Here is a 17,566-nt window from a genome sequence, read left to right on the forward strand (position 1 = left end):
CGTCAGAAGAGTGAGCCAGATGCAGGTTCCTGTCCGGGGGAGCCTGCATCTGGCTCACTCCTGAGCGCGGGTGAGCGCCCTGAGAAACGCAGGGGGAGCCCCAGGGTGCGCCCCGTGAGGAGGCAGGGTGACGGGGCCGGGAGGTCTCTGGTGGGTAACTCGGGCGCGTCGCTCGCCGCGTGCATCCGCAACCGCGCTTATCTTGAGCGGCATGGAGCACCTGCGCTGGATACTGCCACTCATCGCCGCGCCCGTCGTCGCCGTGCTCGGCATCGTCGGCGTCATCGCCCTCTCGCTGCGGCGGCTCACGTCCGCGCCCGTCGCGAGCGATGACGTCATGGTGCTGTTTGGACGCGACGCCTACCAGTTCTTCCTCGGCACGCTCGTGCCGCTTGTGCTCCTCGCGTTCATCGTCGGCCTCATCGCCTACGCCGTGTACGCCGTCGGCACCACGTTCGGGTGGATCGCGCTCCGCGAGACGCCGCTCTTCAAGACCTGGACGCTGCCGCTGCTCTTCTCGCCGGCCGTCGCCGTCATCGCCTTCTTCGTCGTCGCCTTCATGCCGTTCGTGGCAGGACCGAGCGAGGCGCTCGTGCCTGTCGTGAGTGCACTCGGAGCCTTCATCGTCTGCCTCGCGGTCGCGGGCGCGCTGTGGTTCCGCGGCACCCTCGGAGCCCGCGCCAGCAGGCGCGCCGTCGCGGACGCGACCGCGACCGGCGAGGTGGGCGTCACCGCCTGACCCTTGTCCGCGATCCCGCACCCTGGTGGTGCTTTCGCTTTTGGGTCGAGCGGGGGAGGACTGACCTGGCCGAACGTCGGCGGATCGACATACGTTTGCGTCATGACGACGAAACGGGGCGCACAGGTCGGTCGCTTCATCTGGCTCGGGCTGCTCGTCGCCCTGGTCGGGTTCGGGCTGGGCGCTGCACCCCAGTCGCTTGAACGCCTCCACGCAGCCCAATCGGCAGACGGGCTCGCGTTCAGCTTCGCCACGCTCGCGTACTTCCTGCTCCTCCCCGCCGCGCTGCTCGCCCTGGTGATCCTGGCGACGTACGTCGTCCGAGTCGACCTCCTGCACGCTGTAGAGCGACGCTGGGCAGCCCGGAATCACGGCGATGGCGCCGATGCCGAGCGGTGGAAGCGGCGAGGGCGCTGGCTCGTGCCGCTGCTCGTCCTCGGGGCCGTGTTCGTGGTCATCGCGGCCATCGTCTCCCTGGTGCTCTCCGGGTTCGAGGGAGCTCCGTCATCGGGTGACGAGGTCGGCCGCTCCTTCACGGGGCTCGGCTTCTCACTGCTCTTCTGGGCGTGCACGCTCTTCGCGGTCCTCCTCCTCTTCGGCCTGGGCCGCGCGTCCTTCCGAGGGGCTGCCGAGAATCGCCGCGAGAGCAGGCACCGCCGCGGCAAGTACACGAGCCGGGAGCGCGAGCGGCTCGACGCGCAGAGGTACTCCCACGACCGACTCACGGCCGCCCTTCGCTTCAGGGATGAGCTGCTCGAGCAGCGCATCCCGCAGACCGTCGAAGTGTGGGACTTCCGCGCTTCACCGGACGAGGTGTTCTTCCAGGATGCACCGGCGACCTACGCCCGCTACTACGGGCGAGACGTCAGCTACTCCACCACCTCGGGTTTCTTCTTCGGCAGCCCGGCCTTCGTCGCGGCCGGGCTCGCCGTGAACGCACTCGGCAACGCATCCGCCCGGTCGAGCGCTGAGCGAGAAGCCGCGGAGCAGTGGCGAGAGTGGCAGACGGCGAGGGTCCTGGTCTCGAACCAGCGGCTGATCTGCTTCGCGGGCGGGCGGTGGCTGTCGTTCTGGTATTCGGGGGTCGTCGCGAGCTACCCGTCGTTGCGCGAGCGGTCGCTGGTGCTGCAGTTCGAGGGGGCGGAGCCCTTGATGCTCGTCGGCGATCACGTGCCGGTCGCGATCATGATGGCGACGTATTCGATGCACGGGGCCCGAGGGCTCGCGGGGCACCCCGACCTCGTGGCCGCCGCGGAGGCTCTCCAGCCCGCACCCGCACCCGCGCCTGCGCCTCGGTCGGAGTGACGCGAAACCCCTCGGGCCGGCGCCCGCCGCGCTGCGCCCGGCGCCCGACGCCCGCGTCCCCCTGAACGCCGAGAGTTGACTTGTGGTCGTCAACCGCGAGGGTTGACGACCATAAGTCAGCCCTGCGGTTCGCGGGGCCCTGCAGCATCCGGGTTGGAGTCGCGCGGATTCCGTGGGTGCTGGAGCGCAGCATGCTGCGCGAGGCGCGGCCCCGGGCCCCCGGCCCCAGGCGCCGAGGGCTGAGTTGTGGTCGTCAACCTTGAGGGTTGACGACCACAAGTCAGCTCTGGGGCTCGCCCCGTTGGGAGCCAGTCGGCGATCGGTCTACTCGTCGAAGATGATGACCTGTCGCACGGCCTGCCCGTCGGCGAGCTTGTCGAGGGAATCGTTGATCTCCGACAGCCGGATGCGTCCCGAGATGAGCTCCTCGACGGGCAGCTTGCCGTCGCGCCAGAGCTGCGCGTAGACGGGAATATCGCGAGCCGGGACTGCCGATCCCAGGTAGGAGCCCACGATGGTCCGGGCCTCTCCGGTGAGCCCGAGCGGAGCGATCGATGAACGCGCATCCGGTGAGGGCAAGCCGACCGTGACCGTCGTGCCGCCGACACCGGTGGCGGCGACTGCGGTCTCGAAGGCGCGAGGATGGCCAGCTGCCTCGATGACGATGGGGGCTTTCACGCCGTTCTCGGCGAGTTCTGCTGGCGTGTAGACCTCGCTCGCGCCAAGCTCCAGGGCGCGGGTGAGCTTCTCGGGGTTCGCGTCCACGCCGATGACCTTGCCCTTCTCCAGCGAGACGGCCGTGAGGAGGGCCGCCATCCCGACGCCGCCCAGGCCGACGATCATCACGGTGTCGCCGTCCTGCGGCTTGCCCGCGTTGATGACGGCGCCGCCACCGGTGAGCACCGCGCAGCCGAGCACGGCGGCGATCTCCGGCGGCACGTCATGCCCGATGGGCACCACCGACTGGCGGTTGAGCACCGCGTGCGTCGCGAATCCGGAGACGCCGACGTGGTGGAAGATGTCCTTCCCGTCGCGGTGCAGCCGGAAGTGCTCGCCGACAAGGTAACCGGCGTTGTTGGCGACGCTGCCGGGGGTGCACGGCAGCTTCCCGTCGGTCTTGCAGTTGTCGCACTCACCGCAGCGGGGGAGGAAGACGGTCGTCACCTGCTCGCCGATCTCGAGGTCGGTGACGCTCGAACCCACCTTCTCCACGATGCCCGAAGCCTCATGGCCGAGCAGCATGGGCGTCGGCCGTACCCGGTTCCCATCGACGACGGACAGGTCGGAGTGGCAGAGCCCTGCCGCCCTGATGCGGATCAGGACCTCGTCGGGTCCCGGATCGTCGAGTTCCAGCTCGACGACCTTCAACGGCTTCGACTCCGAGTACGGCCGCGGCAGGCCGATCTCCTCGAGGACTGCTCCCTGGATGTTCATGCTGACTCCTTCGTCGATACATGCGGTGGATGCTGCGGCCCGGGGTGGGCTCGGTTCAGTACGATTTCGGCAGCCCGAGCACCTTCGTGGCGACGAAGCTGCGGACCAGGTTGTTGTTGATGGGGGCGACGGAGAACATCCGAGTCTCCCGGAACTTGCGTTCGACGTCGTATTCGTCGACGAATCCGTAGCCCCCGTGCGTGTCGAGGCACATGTTGGCGGCTGCCCAGGACGCTTCGGAGCTCAGCAGCTTCGCCATGTTCGCCTCCGCGCCGGCGGGCTCACCCGCATCGAAGCGTGCGGTCGCCTCGTCCCGCATGAGCTCGGCCGCGCGAACCTTCATGTAGGCGTCGGCGATGGGGAACTGGACGCCCTGGTTGGTGCCGATGGCGCGTCCGAACACGTGGCGGGACTTGGCGTAGGAGACGGCGCGCTCGATGAACCAATAGCCGTCGCCGATGGCTTCGGAGGCGAGCAGGATGCGCTCGGCGTTCCATCCGTCGAGCACGTGCCGGAAGCCGTTGCCGACTCGTCCGATGACCGCGTCGGCGGGCACGCGGACGCTTCGGTAGGTGACCTGGTTTGTGGCGTAGTTGAACATGGTGCGCACGGGGGTGACGAGCAGGGCGTCCGGCTGCTGTGCGCGGATCTCGCGAAGGTCGAGCAGGAACAGCGTGAGGCCGTCCGTGGTTCCCTTCGGGGTCTCGGAGGTGCGGGTGAGCACGAGTGCGAGGTCGGACTCCTCGAACCGGCTCGTCCAGGTCTTGTGGCCGTCGATCACATAGCTGTCGCCGTCGGGGGTCGCCGTGGTCGTGATGGCGAGGGTGTCCGAGCCGGCGTCCTCGGTGATCGAGAACGCCTGGAGGCGGATGCTGCCGTCTGCGATGCCGGGGAGGTAGCGGTCCTTCTGCTCGTCGGTGCCGTGCCGCAGCAGCGCGGCCATCGTGTACATCTGCGCGTGGCAGGCGGCGGAGTGTCCTCCGGAGCGGTTGATCGCCTCCATGACGCCCGTGGCGGCGTCGATGCCGTAGCCGCCACCGCCGTACTCGCGGGGGATCATGACGGAGAGCAGGCCGGCAGCTCCCATGGCGTCGACGAATTCCTGCGGATAGCGGCGCTCGCGGTCGGTCTCACGCCAGTAGGCGTCGTCGAATTCGTCGCAGACCGCTTCAGTGCGCGCACGCAGGGCTGTTCTGTCGTCGCTGGCAGTCCGGCTTGTCACAGCTGCTCTCCTTCGATCAGGGGCGGCACTCGCAATAGGGCGACAGGCCGTCAAATATTTTTCGGATGATCGCCAACATAGCAAGGCTGAGAGCGGGCTACAAGGTATTGACCCCTTGAATATATTCGCTTACGGTAATCGGGAAGCGCTCCTCACGCTCGCCACCCAGAGCCCGAGCGCCTTCCCCCGCTGGGCCAATCAAAGGAGATGGCACGTGACGAACGACATCAAGCTCCACATCCTGGAGTCAGGAACCATGGAAGCCGACCTCACCTGGCTGCTGCTCAAGCCAGGCAGGGTCATCAAGACCCGCGACCACCGACACGACGAACGCGCATGGGGTCAGGTGCCGACGCACGCCGTGCTCATCGACCACCCGGACGGGCGCATCCTCTGGGACACCGGCGTCCCACGCAACTGGGCTGAGCACTGGGCCCCGACCGGCTTCGACGAGTTCTTCCCCGTCATCGACGACCCGCAGGCAGACACCGGCTACCTCGACTCCAGCCTCAAGCAGCTCGAGCTCACCCCGGACGACATCGACATCCTCGTGCTCTCGCACCTGCACTTCGACCACGCCGCCAACGCCAAGATGTTCGACAACGGCAAGACCCGCATCGTCACGAGCCAGGCCGAGCTCGACGGAGTCGCCACCATCACCGGGTACAACCAGGGTGCGCACATCCCTGACGACTTCAAGGGCCTCAACATCGGCGGTATCGCCGGTGACGACGAGATCCTGCCGGGCGTCAGCGTCATCCAGACGCCGGGCCACACGTGGGGAACCATGTCGCTCAAGGTCGATCTGCCCAACGACGGCACGAAGATCTTCACCTCGGATGCCGTCTACCTCGCCGACTCCTGGGGGCCGCCCGCGGTCGGCGCGGCCATCGTGTGGAACAACCTCGCGTGGCTCGAGTCGGTCGAGAAGCTCCGCCGCATCGCTCAGGAGACCGACGCCCAGGTGATCTTCGGCCACGACGAAGAGCAGAAGAAGGAGCTCACCTTCGCGCCGAACGGGTTCTACTCATGATCCTCTACGACTTCCGCTGCCAGGAAGGGCATCGCTTCGAGGCCGGCATCGAGTCGATGCTGGCCGACAACCCCGCCTGCCCCGGATGCGGGACGGCGACCAGCCGTGTCCCCTCCGCGGTGCGCATCGGGGGCGCCGCCGACGCAGGACCCAGCCGCGCCGAGATGCCGCACAGCTGGCAGGGCATCGATCGCGGCCGCCCCGAAGCGGTCGCCCACTGGCGCTCCAAGATCGAGAAGCGCGAGAAGCTCGAGGCCAAGTACCCGGAGCTCGCCGGTGACCGGCGCCCGATCCTCGCCCACGAGGGGATCTTCCAGGGACGCCCGCTGCGTGCGGGCGACGACATCGGCGCATCGGTCGCCTCCGCGACGGCCGCCGCAGCTCGCGCATCGGAATCGCGAGCCTCGACGGCGAGCACAGCCACCAGGAGAGGGGCCGGAGCATGACTGCGACAGCTTCCACGCACGCCCAGACCGATGCGCAGCAGGCGCACGGCACGACGACGATCCTCGACGACATCGACCGCACCGCGTCCCGGTCCTACGAGGTGCCCTCCCCCGTGCCGGGCGGGGTCGTGCTGTCCATGATCCGCGCCAACGTGTGCGGCTCCGATGTGCACATCCTGCACGGCAGCCACCCGCTGGTTCGACCCGGCTGCGTCATGGGACACGAGGGCGTCGGCCGAGTCGCCGCCCTCGGAGACGGCGTCACGACCGACTTCGCGGGGGAGCCGCTCGCCGTGGGAGACCGAGTCGTGGCCACGTACTTCCAGGCATGCCGCCGCTGTCCCGAGTGCAACAACGGGCACGGCAACATCTGCCGCAACGCCTACACGGGATGGTCGAAGCAGGCCGACGAGGCCCCGCACTTCTTCGGCACGTTCGGCACGCACTACGCGGTGGGCCCGAACCAGGCCGTGTACAAGGTGCCGGACGGCGTCACCTCGAAGGCTGCCTCCTCGGCCAACTGCGCCCTGTCGCAGGTCTACTACGGGTGCCTCCTCGGGGAGGTCTCCTACGGAGACAAGGTCGTCATCTTCGGCGCAGGTGGGCTCGGCGTCTGCGCCTCCGCCGTCGCCTCGGTGCTTGGGGCGGAGGTCTACGTGGCGGAGATGACGCCGAGCCGCCTCGAGAAGGTCAAGGACTTCGGCGCCCACCACACGATCGATCTCTCGCAGGCCGCTGACGGCGCGGCACGCGTGCAGCTCGTCCGCGACGCGACGAGCGGGGGCGGTGACGTCGTGATCGACCTCACCGGCGTGCCGTCCGCGTTCTCGGAGTCGGTGCGGTCGGCGAGGTCCGGCGGCATCGTCGTCGAGATCGGCAACATCTCTCCGAACAAGTACACGGACTTCGACCCCGGCCTCTTCACCCGGACCGGCGTGCAGATCCGCGCCGCCATCCGCTACCCGCTCGAGGTGCTCGGCAAGGCCGTGCGCTTCATCGAGGCGACCCCGCAGTTCCCGTGGGAGTCGCTCGTGGACGCCGACTACACCCTCGACCAGGTGCCAGAGGCCCTCGCCGCCGCAGAGTCGCGGCAGGTGACCCGCGCCGGCATCGTCATCGACGACTGATCACCGGCGCTAACCCATCGACATCCGCCGACGACCAGCAGTGATTCCAGACCAGCAGAGATTCCAGGAGAGACATGTCCCAATCAGTGCACACCGCGTCGGGAGCTGCCACGACGACGGCCTATATCGGCGGCGAGCGCGTAGCTTCCGAGCGCAGCTACGAGAACATCGACCCGGCGACGGGGGAGGTGCTCGGCCTCACCGCGCGATGCGATGCCTCCCACGTGGATGCCGCGGTCGCAGCCGCCCGGGCCGCGCAACCCGGATGGGCCGCCACCAAGCCGGAGGTGCGCGCCGACCTGCTGCAGGCGCTCGCGGCGGCCATCATCGCGAACCGCGAGGAGCTCACACTGCTCGAATCGCAGGACACGGGCAAGCCGCTCACCCAGGCGCGAACGGATGCGACGGTCGCTGCTCGGTACTTCACCTTCTACGGCAGGGCCATCGACTCCTACTACGGCCTGTCCTTGCCCGTCGATCCGGCGTTCCACGTGTACACGCGGCGGGAGGCGCTCGGCGTCTGCGGCAGCGTCATCGCCTGGAACTACCCCATGCAGCTCTTCGGTCGGGCCGTCGCGCCCGCCCTGGCCACAGGCAACACCGTGGTGCTGAAGCCGGCCGACGAGACGCCCCGCACCGCGGTGCGCATCGCGGAGCTCGCGGTCGAGGTCGGCATCCCCGCCGGGGTGCTGGACATCGTCACCGGGATCGGGGTCGAGGTCGGTGCCGCGCTCGCCGAGCATCCGGGCATCGACCACATCGGCTTCGTCGGATCGACCGCGGTCGGCACGTCGATCGCGACCGCGGCCGCGCAGAACGTGATCCCGGCGGTGCTCGAGCTCGGGGGCAAGAGCCCCCACGTCGTGTTCCCCGATGCCGACCTCGATGAGGCGACGATGTTCATCACGAAGGGCATCCTGCAGAACGCGGGTCAGACCTGCTCGGCGGGCTCACGACTCATCGTCCACGAGGATGTCGCCGACGAGCTTCTCGCGAAGCTCAAGACCTCCTTCGAGCGGGTGACCATCGGCCCGGGCTCCGACGACCGCGACCTCGGCCCGCTCGTCTCCGTCAAGCAGCAGGACCGGGTGCGTGGCCTCGTCGACGGCGCCGACGGCCGCGTCATCACCGGCGGGCACGTGCCAGACGGGCACGGGGCCGGCGCCTTCTTCGCCCCGACGCTCATCGCCGACGTCGACCCGAGCTCCGAGATCGCGCAGAAGGAGGTCTTCGGCCCCGTGCTGGTCGCCACGACCTTCGCCGACGAGGACGAGGCGGTCCGCATCGCCAACGGAACCGACTACGCGCTCATGGCGGCGATCTGGACCCGCGACATCTCCAGGGCACACCGCCTCGCCGCGCGCGTCGAGGCCGGGCAGGTGTACGTCAACGCCTACGGGGCGGGCGGCGGCGTCGAGTACCCGTTCGGCGGCTTCAAGAAGTCCGGCTACGGCAGAGAGAAGGGCGTCGAGTCGCTCGACGCGTACACCGAGACCAAGACCGTCATCGTCAAACTGTAGGGAGCATCATGACGCAGATCGTCGAAGGGTGGACGGGGCGGGTCTTCGAGGACTTCACCCCAGGAGACCTCTACTACCACCCGTTCTCCAAGACCGTCACCGAGGACGACAACATGACGTCGACCCTCATGACGCAGAACGTCGCGAAGGTGCACGTCGACGCGCGCCTCACGGAGAGCACCGAGTTCCGGCGGATCCTCGTGAACTCCTGCTTCACGCTCTCCCTCGTCACCGGGCAATCGACAATCGATCTGTCCATGAACGTCTTCGCGAACCTCGGCTGGGACGAGGTTCGGCTCCCGCATCCGGTCTTCGTGGGAGACACGATCTCGTCGCGTTCCAAGGTGCTGTCGCTCCGGGAGTCGCGCTCGCGCCCCTCGGTCGGCATCGTCGAGGTCGCGACCGAGGGGTACAACCAGGACGGCGTCATCGTCATCAGCTTCCGACGCACGTTCATGGTCTCGAGACGCGGGTTCCTGCCCGTGTCACCGACGCCGCGCCCCGACGAGTCGTCGCTGCCCGACGCGATCGAGCGATGAGCGCCCTCGCGGCAGCGCAGACGCTGCTCTTCGTCCCGGGAGATCGGCCCGACCGCTTCTCGAAGGCGCTGGATTCCGGGGCCAACCTGGTGATCCTCGACCTCGAGGATGCGGTCGCGGCCGACAACCGGGAACGGGCGCGAACCGCCATCCGGGATCTGCTGGCCACGGCCGAACCCGGTCGTGTGCTCGTGCGGGTCAACCCGGCGGACACGGGCGACAGCGCGCCCGACCTCGCGCTCCTGCAGGACGTGTCCGCCAGGTCGCCCGGCGCCCTCGCTGGCGTCGCCGTGCCGAAGGCCGAGTCGAGGGCCCACCTCCGGCAGGTGAGCGACGCCTCGGGTGGCGTGCCGATCCTCGCACTCGTCGAGACCGTGCGCGGCCTTCGTACCGCGGAGACGCTCGTGACCCGCGGCCCGGGTGAGCCCGAGCTCGACGTGCGCCTCGCCTTCGGGGCGCTCGACTTCGCGGTCGACGCGGGCGGCGACGCGGGCCCGCTGCTCGATGCGGCACGCGTCGAGCTGGTCCTCGTCTCGCGCCTCACCGGGGCACCAGCCCCAGTCGAATCCCCGAGCGCCAGCATCCGTGACGTCGCGGCCGTCGAGTCCACCGCCAAGCACGCCGTCGCCCTCGGCTTCGGCGGCATGCTCGCCATCCACCCCGCCCAGCTGCCCGCCATCGCCTCGGCGTTCCGGCCGACCGACGCCCAGATCGACTGGGCCCGCCGCGTGGTCGGCGCAGGCTCCGGCACCGTGCAGGTCGACGGGGCCATGGTCGACGCGCCCGTGCTGCGGCGAGCGCGGCGCATGCTCGCCGCCGTCGGGGAGGCATCGTGAACGGCAGGCCGCTCGACGGCATCACCGTGCTCAGCGTCGAGCAGGCGGTCGCCGCCCCCTTCGCGACGCGACAGCTCGCCGACCTCGGCGCCCGCGTCATCAAGATCGAGCGTGCAGGTGGCGACTTCGCGCGCCGCTACGACTCCACCGTGCACGGCACATCGAGCTTCTTCGCCTGGCTCAACCGCGGCAAGGAATCGGTTGTGCTCGATCTCAAGGACGAGGCGGACGCCGAGCTCTTCCGCAGCATCGCCGCGACCGCCGACGTCGTCGTGCAGAACCTCGCGCCAGGCGCGCTCGACCGCCTCGGCCTCGGCTACGACGCACTCGCGGCAGGCAACCCCCGACTCATCTACGCCGAGATCTCCGGATACGGCACGGGCGGCAGCTACACGCGCAAGAAGGCCTACGACCTCCTCGTGCAGTGCGAAGCCGGCCTCCTCTCGGTGACCGGCACCCCGGAGCAGCCATCGAAGGTCGGGGCCTCCGTCGCCGACATCGCGGCGGGCATGTACGTGTACTCCGGTGTGCTCGCAGCGCTCATCCAGCGCGGACGGACCGGTGTCGGCGACCGCATCGAGGTCTCCATGCTCGAGGCGCTCGGCGAATGGATGCAGCAGCCCTACCTGTTCGCCGAGTACGGCGGCCGGCCGCCCCAGCGGCACGGTGCATCCCACGCCACCATCGCCCCGTACGGCCCGTTCGAAGCCTCAGACGGGACCGTGTTCATCGGCATCCAGAACGAGACCGAGTTCGCGGGCTTCTGCCGCGACGTCCTGGGGGCGGCTGAGCTCGCCGACGACCCGAGGTTCAGCCTCAACGAGCATCGGGTCGCGAACCGGGACGCGCTCAGCGAGCTCATCGGAGCGGCGATCGCCGAGACCCCGAGCGATGAGGTGATCCGACGCCTCGACTCCCTGGCGATCGCCAACGCGCGCATGCGGACGATGGCGGAGTTCTCCGCGCATCCGCAGCTCGCGGAGCGAGACAGGTGGGTCGAGGTCGAGACCCCAGGGGGTTCAGCCCGCTCGCTCCTTCCCCCCGTGACGGCCGGCTCCTACCGGCCGGCGATGAAGCCCGTGCCGGACACGGGCGAGCACACCGACCGGATCCGGCGCGAATTCGCCGCCACCGAAGAACGGAACTGACATGTCACTCGCTCGAAGCTACGCGCAGCATGCCCTCGGCCCCGTGGACCTCGACGAGGAGCGCTCCGCGTGGATGCGCGCGCTGCTCTTCGACGCCCTCGCCGTGACGCTCGGAGGCAGCGGACGCGAGTCGGCCCGAGCCGCACGCGACGCCTACGCCGGGCTCGCCTCGGACGTCGCGCCGTCGTCCGTGCTCGGGGCTGCGCTTCGCCTGTCTGCGGAGGATGCGGCGCTCGTCAACGGCATCACCGCCCACGGACTCGAGCTCGACGACACCTTCGAGGAGGCGTCCCTGCATCCCGCCGTGGTGCTGTTCCCGGCGCTCTTCGCCGCCGCGGAAGAGCACGGGGCGAGCTACGGTGCCCTCCTCGATGCCGCGGTCGTCGGGTACGACGTGATGTGCGACATCGGGGTCGTCCTCGGAGCCGCCGAGAGCTACGGCCGCGGCTTCCACCCGACCGGAGTCGCGGGCGCCATCGGAGCCGCCGCGGCCGTCTCCCGCCTCCTGGGCTTCGACGAAGCGCAGGCGGTCGACGCCATCGGCCTCGCCTCGAACCTCGCGGCGGGCTCGCTCGAGTTCCTCTCCGACGGTGCCTGGACGAAGCGCCTCAACGCGGGTCACGCCGCGGCCGTCGGAATCCGCGCGACCCGGCTCGCCGCCGTCGGCTTCGTCGCGCCGGCAGCGGCCCTCGAAGGACGCGACGGGTTCCTCGCGAACTACGGCGACGGCTTCCATCCCGATCGTGTGCGCACCATCACGCCAGGCGAATACGCCTGGAGGACGAGCATCAAGCTCTACCCCTGCTGCCGCTACATGCACGGCAACATCGACCTGCTCCTCGACGTCGCCTCGCAGCGGCCGGGCCTGTCCGCGGACGACGTCGACGATGTCGAGGTGGCCGTCATCGAAGCGGGCGCCCGCCTCGTCAGCGTGCCAGCAGACGCGAAGCTGCGCGTCGAATCGGCCGTGGATGCGCAGTTCAACATGCCGTTCGGCGCAGCGCTCGCGCTCACCACGGGCACAGCGACCGTCGACCAGTTCGACCGGGCGGCGGAGCTCGCGGACGAGCTGCTCCCGCTCATGAGGAAGGTGAGATGTGTGACCTCGCCTGCGGTCGAAGCGGCGTTCCCGGCAGACTGGACCGCCGAAGTGCGGGTCACCTTCACGGACGGCACCGTGCACGAGGCTTCGACGAACGCCTACCGCGGCTCGCCCGGCGCACGCGCATCCCGACCGGACCTTCACGTGAAGGCGAGGGGGCTCGTCGGCGAGACGTGCGCGAACGAGCTCTGGGCGCTCGTGGAACGCGACCGCACCGCATCCGTCGCGGAGCTCATGGAAGCCATGCCGCAGCCCGAATTGCCCGCTCAGTAAGATGTTCCCGTGCCGCTCCCACCCGACGAACGCCTCGAAGACGCAGCCCGTCGCTACGGCAGCATGCGCTCGTTCGCGGCCGAGTACCTCCGAGAGCGCATCATCTCGGGGGTGCTCCTGCCAGGGGAGTCCCTGCAGATCGACGAGATCGCGCAACGGCTGAAGGTGTCGGCGACTCCGGTTCGCGAGGCGCTGCAGTCGCTCCGCGTGGAGGGCTTCGTCGACGGCGTGCGCGGCCAGGGGTTCCGCGTGCATCCGATCACGGCTGCGGACATCGAAGACGTCTTCCTCGTGCACGCCACCGTGGCCGGAGAGCTCGCCGCGCGTGCCGCGCGCAGTATCTCCGATGAGCAGCTGCGAGTGCTCGAGGCCCTGCACTACGAGCTGCTCGCCGCGGCCGTGCGCGGGGACGTCGAAGCGCTCGAGGCGCGCAACAACGAGTTCCACCACCTGCTCAACCACATCGTGGATGCTCCGAGGCTCCGCTGGCTCGTCGCCCTCTTCTCGAAGTACGTGCCCCGCAACTTCTACGCGCAGATCGAGGGGTGGCCCGAGGCGACTCGCGCGGACCACACGCAGATCATCGACGCCATCAAGGCCAGGGACGCGGAGGCGGCGAGGTATGCCGCGAGCGAGCACATCATCCACTCCGGGGAGCTGCTGGCCGCGCATTTCAGATCGGCGACGGCCTCAGCATCTCTCCCCGAAACCTGATCCCCCTCCCGGCCCCCGCTCCCAGACGCCGAAAGCGGACTTGTGGTCGTCAACCTTGAGGGTTGACGACCACAAGTCCGCTCTGCATCTCGCTCCGCTCGGGGGGCGTGGATGCTCGCGCCTAGTTGAGTGCCGGGGTGTCGGTCGGGATGACCCCGTTGCCGTACAGGTCGATGGCGAGGTCGCGCAGCGCGCGCAGGGCGACGCGCTGCGTGAGCGGTCCGTAGGAGACGCGGGCGACGCCAAGCTCCTGGAACTCGGCGGCGGTGAGCGCGCCGGGGAGGCCGATGACGGACAGCTTGCCGACGCCGAGGCCCTCGACGAGCGGCTCCACCGTCTCGCGGGTGACTGCGCCGGGGACGAAGACGAGGGGCGCACCCGCGTCGAGGAACGCGCGACCGCGCGCGATGGCGTCGTCGATGCTCTCCGAGATGGGGCGCTCGCCGCCGCGCGCGATGGCGTCGGTGCGGGCGTTGAGCTGGAAGTTGACGCCCTCGGCTTCAGCGGCGCGGATGATCGCGGCGACGCGGGCGACGGACTCGTCGAACGGCCGCAGGCGGTCCTCGACGTTCGCGCCGACGATGCCGAGGCCGATCGCGCGACGGATGGTCTCCGCCGGGTCGTCGTAGCCGTCGTCGAGGTCTGCCGTGACGGGCAGGTCCACCGCATCCACGATGACCTTCGCCCCAGCGAGGGCGACGTCGAGCGACATGCCGCCGTCCGGGTACCCGTACGACGCCGCGATCGAGTGGCCCGCGGTCGCGATGGCCTGCGTCTCCGGGAGGGCCGCGACCGTCTGGGCGCTGATCGCGTCCCACACGTTCACGACTCGGAGGATCTCCGGGGCCTGGTGAAGTTCAGCCAAACGGTTGGCGCGGTCGGCGGTGCTGACATGTGTCATCGTGCTGTCCTCTGCTTCTGCTGTCATGAAGTGGGGTCCTGCGGTGTCGGGGCTCAGTGCCCGGAACCGGCGGTGGGGACTTCCGCCGTCAACGTGTATACGCCACGCGGCTGGGGCGAGCCGGGATGCGGCGGCGCCCGCTGCGATCCGTCGCGCTCAGCGCTCGATCTGGGCGAAGTCGCTGAGCTCCCGGCGCGAGCGGGGCGAGCTGTCGCGGGCACGGATCTCCTCGCTCACGGCGTCGGAGTCGTCGTGCTGGCCGACGGCGATGACCGTGATCGGGGTGCGGCCCGCAGGCAGCTCCAGGGCCTCGGCGAGGGCATCCACGTGGATGCCACCCAGCTGGTGCGTGTGGAGGCCGCGCGACTGCGCCTCGATCGAGAGGTGTGCGGCGACCTGGCCGGCGTCGTATTCGGCCCAGCGCAGGGGCTTGCCGTCGCGTTCGTGCTCGACGGTGACCGCGATGAGCACGGAGGCCCGGTCGGCCCAGGCGAGGTTGAACTCCATGAGCGTGCCGTAGATCTTGTCGAACGTCGCCGTGCCGCGGACTCCGGCGACGAGCGTCGTTGGCTGCGTGTTGCTCGCCGACGGAGCCCAGCGTCCCGCCTCGAAGATGGCCGTGAGGTCCTCGTCCGCGATGGCGTGGTTCGCGTCGAAGCCGCGGGGGCTCCAGCGGTCGGAGAGGGCATCGAGGATGGGGACGGAAGTCTCGTTGCGGACGGTCAGCTGCTCGGTCATGGGTCTCCGTTCGATGCGCGATGCGCGGGGTCTGTGGGGCGTGGTCGTTGCCACCCGAAGGTCAACAACCGCTTGTACCTGCAAGCTATTCCTGCGACCTGGGACCGCCGGGTTACATGACGCCGCGTTGCACCGACGAGGCTCGTCGGTCCGAGAGCTCGCCCGGCCGACCTCGTCGCGATCGTCGACGCGCTCGAGAAGTTCCCACGCCGCCCGTCTTGCTCTCGCTGGGCGCATGAAGCATCGTTAGGCCATGTCGTCTCACGAGCACGCACTCACCCACGGTCACCTCGGCGTCGACGTGCCCGACAGCCGTGGCCGCACCGGGCTCGACCAGGCCGGTCGCGAGCTGACCCGCAACCCGAACGTCGAGATCGAGAACGTCGAGGTCACCTCCGACGGGTGGCACGTGCTGCGTCGCACCACGTTCCGCTACCGCGGACGCGACGGCGAGTGGGCGACGCAGCAGCGCGAGACCTACGACCGCGGCAACGGCGCCACGATCCTCCTGTACGACCTCGAGAGCCGGAAAGTGCTGCTCGGCCGCCAGTTCCGCTACCCCGTCTACGTCAACGGGCACCCCGACGGCATGCTGCTCGAGACCGCGGCCGGCCTCCTCGACGGAGACTCGCCGGAAGACGCCATCCGCCGCGAAGCCGAGGAGGAGCTCGGCGTCGTCGTCGGCGAGGTCACGCCGGTCTTCGAGCTGTTCATGAGCCCGGGTTCCGTGACCGAGAGCATCCACTTCTTCGCGGCTCCCTGGTCGGCGAGCGCCCCGGTCACCGGTGGCGGCGGCGTCGAGGAGGAGGGCGAGGAGATCGAATCCGTCGCGCTCGACTTCGATGAGGCGCTTCGCATGGTCGCCAGCGGTGAGATCCAGGACGCCAAGACCGTGCTCCTCCTGCACTGGGCCGCCCTGAACCTGCCGTGGCCCGCCGCGAACGCCGACGCCCAAGGGGGAGCCCATGTCTGATTCGCTGTTCGAGGGCGTCAGCGCCTTCCCTCTCACGCCCGTCACATCGACGGGCATCGATGCAGCCAGCTATGCGGCGCTCGTCGAACGGCTGCAGTCGGCCGGCGTCGACTCCATCAGCGCCCTCGGTTCGACCGGCAGCTACGCCTACCTCGACCTCGCCGAACGGGCAGCCGTCGCGAAGCTCACCGTCCAGCACGCTGGCGCCGTGCCCGTCATCGTCGGCATCGGCGCCCTCCGCACCCGCGACGTGCTCGAGAACCTGCGTTCCGCGGAGGACGCGGGGGCCTCGGCTGTCCTGCTGGCCCCCGTCTCCTACCAACCCCTCACCGAAGACGAGGTGTACGGGCTGTACGAGGACGTGGCCGCCACCTCGGGCATCCCGATCATCGTCTACGACAACCCGACCACCACCGGGATCGTCGTGAGCGACGCCCTGCACGCGCGCATCGCCGGCCTCGACCTCGTGCGATCCATCAAGATCCCGCCGGCGTCCCTCGACGTCGCCCAGGTGAGCGCCCGCGTCACCGCCCTCCGCGACGAGGTCGGCTCGCCCATCTCCGTCGGCATCAGCGGAGACCCGTACGCGGCCGCCGGGCTGCTCGGCGGCTGCGACGTCTGGTACTCGGTGCTCGCGGGAGTCCTGCCCGAGCCCTGCCTCGCCATCACGCGAGCCGCCCTCGGCGGGGAAGCGGAACTCGCGATGAGCCTCTCCGCGCGGCTCGACCCGCTGTGGGAGCTGTTCCGCGCGCACGGCAGCTACCGGGTCGCATCCGCCATCGCCGCCCAGCTCGGTTTCGTGCCGACCGTGAACCTTCCGCGGCCAGTCCACGAGCTCGACGCCGCGGGGCAGCGAGCGGTCTCCGGCGCTCTCCGCGCTCTCTGAGGTGCTGGAGCGTGGGCCGTGAGTGACATCGTCAGCCTGGAGCTGCTGTTCGACACCGCTACGGAGACGCAGATCCGGGAGGAGTGGCGGGTGCTGCAGGAGCTGGGCGTGTCCAGCATGGGCGCGCACACCGGGGCGAGCAACCGTCCGCACCTGTCGTTGCTCGTTCGCAGCGCCTCGCCAGATGAGGTGCGGGGCGAGGGGGAGAGTGCGCCTGCTGACGCGGCTTCCGGTCAGGGTGGTCCTGGCGGGCCGCCGCTGCTCGACGTCGATGCCGTCCGGGATGCAGCAGCCAGGCTGCCGATCGCCCTCACGCTCGGCGGGCCGCAGCTGTTCACGTCCGGAACGCGCGCCGTCCTGGCCCGAAGCGTCGTGCCATCCGCTGGCCTGCTCGAGCTCCACGCCGAGCTGTACGCGCGTGCAGGCGACGCGGAGGTCGCAGTCGACCTGCCGCACACGGTGCCAGGGGCCTGGACGCCGCACGTGACGCTCGCCCGGCGCTTGAAGCTCGCCGACCTGGAGCGGGCGGTTTCTGCACTCGAGCTGGCGCCGCTGCACGCACTGGCCACCGAGCTTCGGCTCTGGGATGCGCGCGTCGGCACCGTCCAGCTGCTGGGCGGCTCCTGACCC

General features: G+C 69.7%; 18 protein-coding genes. 14 read left to right on the forward strand and 4 right to left on the reverse strand.

The window, feature by feature from the left end; translation table 11 throughout:
* Nucleotides 1-211 precede the first annotated feature (211 nt).
* Both C5E10_RS01135 and C5E10_RS01140 read left to right on the forward strand, forming a co-directional pair.
* Complete coding sequence (locus tag C5E10_RS01135) at nt 212-739, forward strand: hypothetical protein (RefSeq protein WP_104330072.1); 528 nt, start codon at nt 212-214, stop codon at nt 737-739.
* Nucleotides 740-841: 102 nt separating this feature from the next.
* A complete protein-coding gene (locus C5E10_RS01140) occupies nt 842-2,044 on the forward strand; it encodes a hypothetical protein (protein ID WP_104330073.1) in 1,203 nt (400 codons plus the stop codon).
* A gap of 324 nt (nt 2,045-2,368) precedes the next feature.
* Here C5E10_RS01140 and C5E10_RS01145 read toward each other — a convergent pair whose 3' ends face one another.
* Both C5E10_RS01145 and C5E10_RS01150 read right to left on the reverse strand, forming a co-directional pair.
* Nucleotides 2,369-3,478, reverse strand: a complete 1,110-nt coding sequence (locus C5E10_RS01145) for an alcohol dehydrogenase catalytic domain-containing protein (protein ID WP_104330074.1) — start codon at nt 3,476-3,478, stop codon at nt 2,369-2,371.
* Nucleotides 3,479-3,533: 55 nt separating this feature from the next.
* The gene (locus C5E10_RS01150; RefSeq protein ID WP_104330075.1) at nt 3,534-4,700 is read right to left on the reverse strand and encodes an acyl-CoA dehydrogenase family protein; all 1,167 of its coding nucleotides are present in this window, start codon (nt 4,698-4,700) and stop codon (nt 3,534-3,536) included.
* 214 nt (nt 4,701-4,914) lie between these two features.
* Here C5E10_RS01150 and C5E10_RS01155 point away from each other — a divergent pair, with 214 nt between their 5' ends.
* The 9 genes from C5E10_RS01155 (at nt 4,915) to C5E10_RS01195 (ending at nt 13,438) form a co-directional block, all read left to right on the forward strand.
* Nucleotides 4,915-5,733, forward strand: coding sequence for an N-acyl homoserine lactonase family protein (locus C5E10_RS01155; protein WP_104330076.1), 819 nt, complete (start codon nt 4,915-4,917; stop codon nt 5,731-5,733).
* Nucleotides 5,730-6,179, forward strand: a complete 450-nt coding sequence (locus tag C5E10_RS01160; protein ID WP_104330077.1) for a zinc ribbon domain-containing protein — start codon at nt 5,730-5,732, stop codon at nt 6,177-6,179. Before C5E10_RS01155 ends, C5E10_RS01160 begins: the two co-directional genes overlap by 4 nt.
* A complete protein-coding gene (locus C5E10_RS01165; protein WP_104330078.1) occupies nt 6,176-7,306 on the forward strand; it encodes a zinc-binding dehydrogenase in 1,131 nt (376 codons plus the stop codon). Before C5E10_RS01160 ends, C5E10_RS01165 begins: the two co-directional genes overlap by 4 nt.
* A 74-nt stretch (nt 7,307-7,380) precedes the next feature.
* On the forward strand, nt 7,381-8,826 hold the full coding sequence (locus C5E10_RS01170) for an aldehyde dehydrogenase family protein (protein WP_104330079.1): 1,446 nt from the start codon (nt 7,381-7,383) through the stop codon (nt 8,824-8,826).
* 8 nt (nt 8,827-8,834) lie between these two features.
* Nucleotides 8,835-9,365, forward strand: a complete 531-nt coding sequence (locus tag C5E10_RS01175; protein ID WP_104330080.1) for a MaoC family dehydratase — start codon at nt 8,835-8,837, stop codon at nt 9,363-9,365.
* On the forward strand, nt 9,362-10,201 hold the full coding sequence (locus C5E10_RS01180) for a CoA ester lyase (protein ID WP_104330081.1): 840 nt from the start codon (nt 9,362-9,364) through the stop codon (nt 10,199-10,201). The genes C5E10_RS01175 and C5E10_RS01180 overlap by 4 nt, the downstream gene beginning before the upstream one ends.
* Nucleotides 10,198-11,349 carry a CaiB/BaiF CoA-transferase family protein gene (locus tag C5E10_RS01185; RefSeq protein WP_104330082.1) on the forward strand — a complete coding sequence of 384 codons (1,152 nt, stop codon included), beginning with the start codon at nt 10,198-10,200 and terminating at the stop codon, nt 11,347-11,349. Before C5E10_RS01180 ends, C5E10_RS01185 begins: the two co-directional genes overlap by 4 nt.
* A gap of 1 nt (nt 11,350) precedes the next feature.
* The gene (locus tag C5E10_RS01190; RefSeq protein ID WP_104330083.1) at nt 11,351-12,724 is read left to right on the forward strand and encodes an MmgE/PrpD family protein; all 1,374 of its coding nucleotides are present in this window, start codon (nt 11,351-11,353) and stop codon (nt 12,722-12,724) included.
* Nucleotides 12,725-12,733: 9 nt separating this feature from the next.
* Entirely contained in the window at nt 12,734-13,438 is a 705-nt protein-coding gene (locus tag C5E10_RS01195; protein WP_104330084.1) for a GntR family transcriptional regulator, read from the forward strand.
* A gap of 121 nt (nt 13,439-13,559) precedes the next feature.
* Here C5E10_RS01195 and C5E10_RS01200 read toward each other — a convergent pair whose 3' ends face one another.
* Together C5E10_RS01200 and C5E10_RS01205 are read right to left on the reverse strand one after the other, a co-directional pair.
* Nucleotides 13,560-14,339 carry an isocitrate lyase/phosphoenolpyruvate mutase family protein gene (locus C5E10_RS01200; protein ID WP_104330090.1) on the reverse strand — a complete coding sequence of 260 codons (780 nt, stop codon included), beginning with the start codon at nt 14,337-14,339 and terminating at the stop codon, nt 13,560-13,562.
* 156 nt (nt 14,340-14,495) lie between these two features.
* Nucleotides 14,496-15,077, reverse strand: coding sequence for a nitroreductase family protein (locus tag C5E10_RS01205; protein ID WP_104301009.1), 582 nt, complete (start codon nt 15,075-15,077; stop codon nt 14,496-14,498).
* A 253-nt stretch (nt 15,078-15,330) separates the two neighbouring features.
* Between C5E10_RS01205 and C5E10_RS01210 the strand changes: the two genes are divergently transcribed.
* Genes C5E10_RS01210 through C5E10_RS01220 form a run of 3 tightly spaced genes read left to right on the forward strand, consistent with a single transcriptional unit; the run spans nt 15,331 to nt 17,563 of the window.
* Complete coding sequence (locus tag C5E10_RS01210) at nt 15,331-16,050, forward strand: NUDIX domain-containing protein (RefSeq protein ID WP_104330086.1); 720 nt, start codon at nt 15,331-15,333, stop codon at nt 16,048-16,050.
* Nucleotides 16,043-16,936 (forward strand): dihydrodipicolinate synthase family protein, encoded by an 894-nt coding sequence (locus C5E10_RS01215; RefSeq protein WP_258070949.1) that lies wholly within the window; start codon nt 16,043-16,045, stop codon nt 16,934-16,936. Before C5E10_RS01210 ends, C5E10_RS01215 begins: the two co-directional genes overlap by 8 nt.
* A gap of 18 nt (nt 16,937-16,954) precedes the next feature.
* On the forward strand, nt 16,955-17,563 hold the full coding sequence (locus tag C5E10_RS01220) for a 2'-5' RNA ligase family protein (RefSeq protein WP_104330087.1): 609 nt from the start codon (nt 16,955-16,957) through the stop codon (nt 17,561-17,563).
* Nucleotides 17,564-17,566: the final 3 nt, after the last annotated feature.

This window comes from Pseudoclavibacter sp. RFBG4 (assembly GCF_002931515.1).
In the GTDB taxonomy this organism is placed as follows: domain Bacteria; phylum Actinomycetota; class Actinomycetes; order Actinomycetales; family Microbacteriaceae; genus Pseudoclavibacter.

Bases quoted from the DNA above. Each gene is read 5' to 3' on its own strand.
- C5E10_RS01135 (WP_104330072.1), top strand. From the start codon at position 212: ATGGAGCACCTGCGCTGGATACTGCCACTCATCGCCGCGCCCGTCGTC.
- C5E10_RS01140 (WP_104330073.1), top strand. From the start codon at position 842: ATGACGACGAAACGGGGCGCACAGGTCGGTCGCTTCATCTGGCTCGGG.
- C5E10_RS01145 (WP_104330074.1), bottom strand. From the start codon at position 3,478: ATGAACATCCAGGGAGCAGTCCTCGAGGAGATCGGCCTGCCGCGGCCG.
- C5E10_RS01160 (WP_104330077.1), top strand. From the start codon at position 5,730: ATGATCCTCTACGACTTCCGCTGCCAGGAAGGGCATCGCTTCGAGGCC.
- C5E10_RS01165 (WP_104330078.1), top strand. From the start codon at position 6,176: ATGACTGCGACAGCTTCCACGCACGCCCAGACCGATGCGCAGCAGGCG.
- C5E10_RS01170 (WP_104330079.1), top strand. From the start codon at position 7,381: ATGTCCCAATCAGTGCACACCGCGTCGGGAGCTGCCACGACGACGGCC.
- C5E10_RS01175 (WP_104330080.1), top strand. From the start codon at position 8,835: ATGACGCAGATCGTCGAAGGGTGGACGGGGCGGGTCTTCGAGGACTTC.
- C5E10_RS01180 (WP_104330081.1), top strand. From the start codon at position 9,362: ATGAGCGCCCTCGCGGCAGCGCAGACGCTGCTCTTCGTCCCGGGAGAT.
- C5E10_RS01190 (WP_104330083.1), top strand. From the start codon at position 11,351: ATGTCACTCGCTCGAAGCTACGCGCAGCATGCCCTCGGCCCCGTGGAC.
- C5E10_RS01200 (WP_104330090.1), bottom strand. From the start codon at position 14,339: ATGACACATGTCAGCACCGCCGACCGCGCCAACCGTTTGGCTGAACTT.
- C5E10_RS01205 (WP_104301009.1), bottom strand. From the start codon at position 15,077: ATGACCGAGCAGCTGACCGTCCGCAACGAGACTTCCGTCCCCATCCTC.
- C5E10_RS01210 (WP_104330086.1), top strand. From the start codon at position 15,331: ATGTCGTCTCACGAGCACGCACTCACCCACGGTCACCTCGGCGTCGAC.
- C5E10_RS01215 (WP_258070949.1), top strand. From the start codon at position 16,043: ATGTCTGATTCGCTGTTCGAGGGCGTCAGCGCCTTCCCTCTCACGCCC.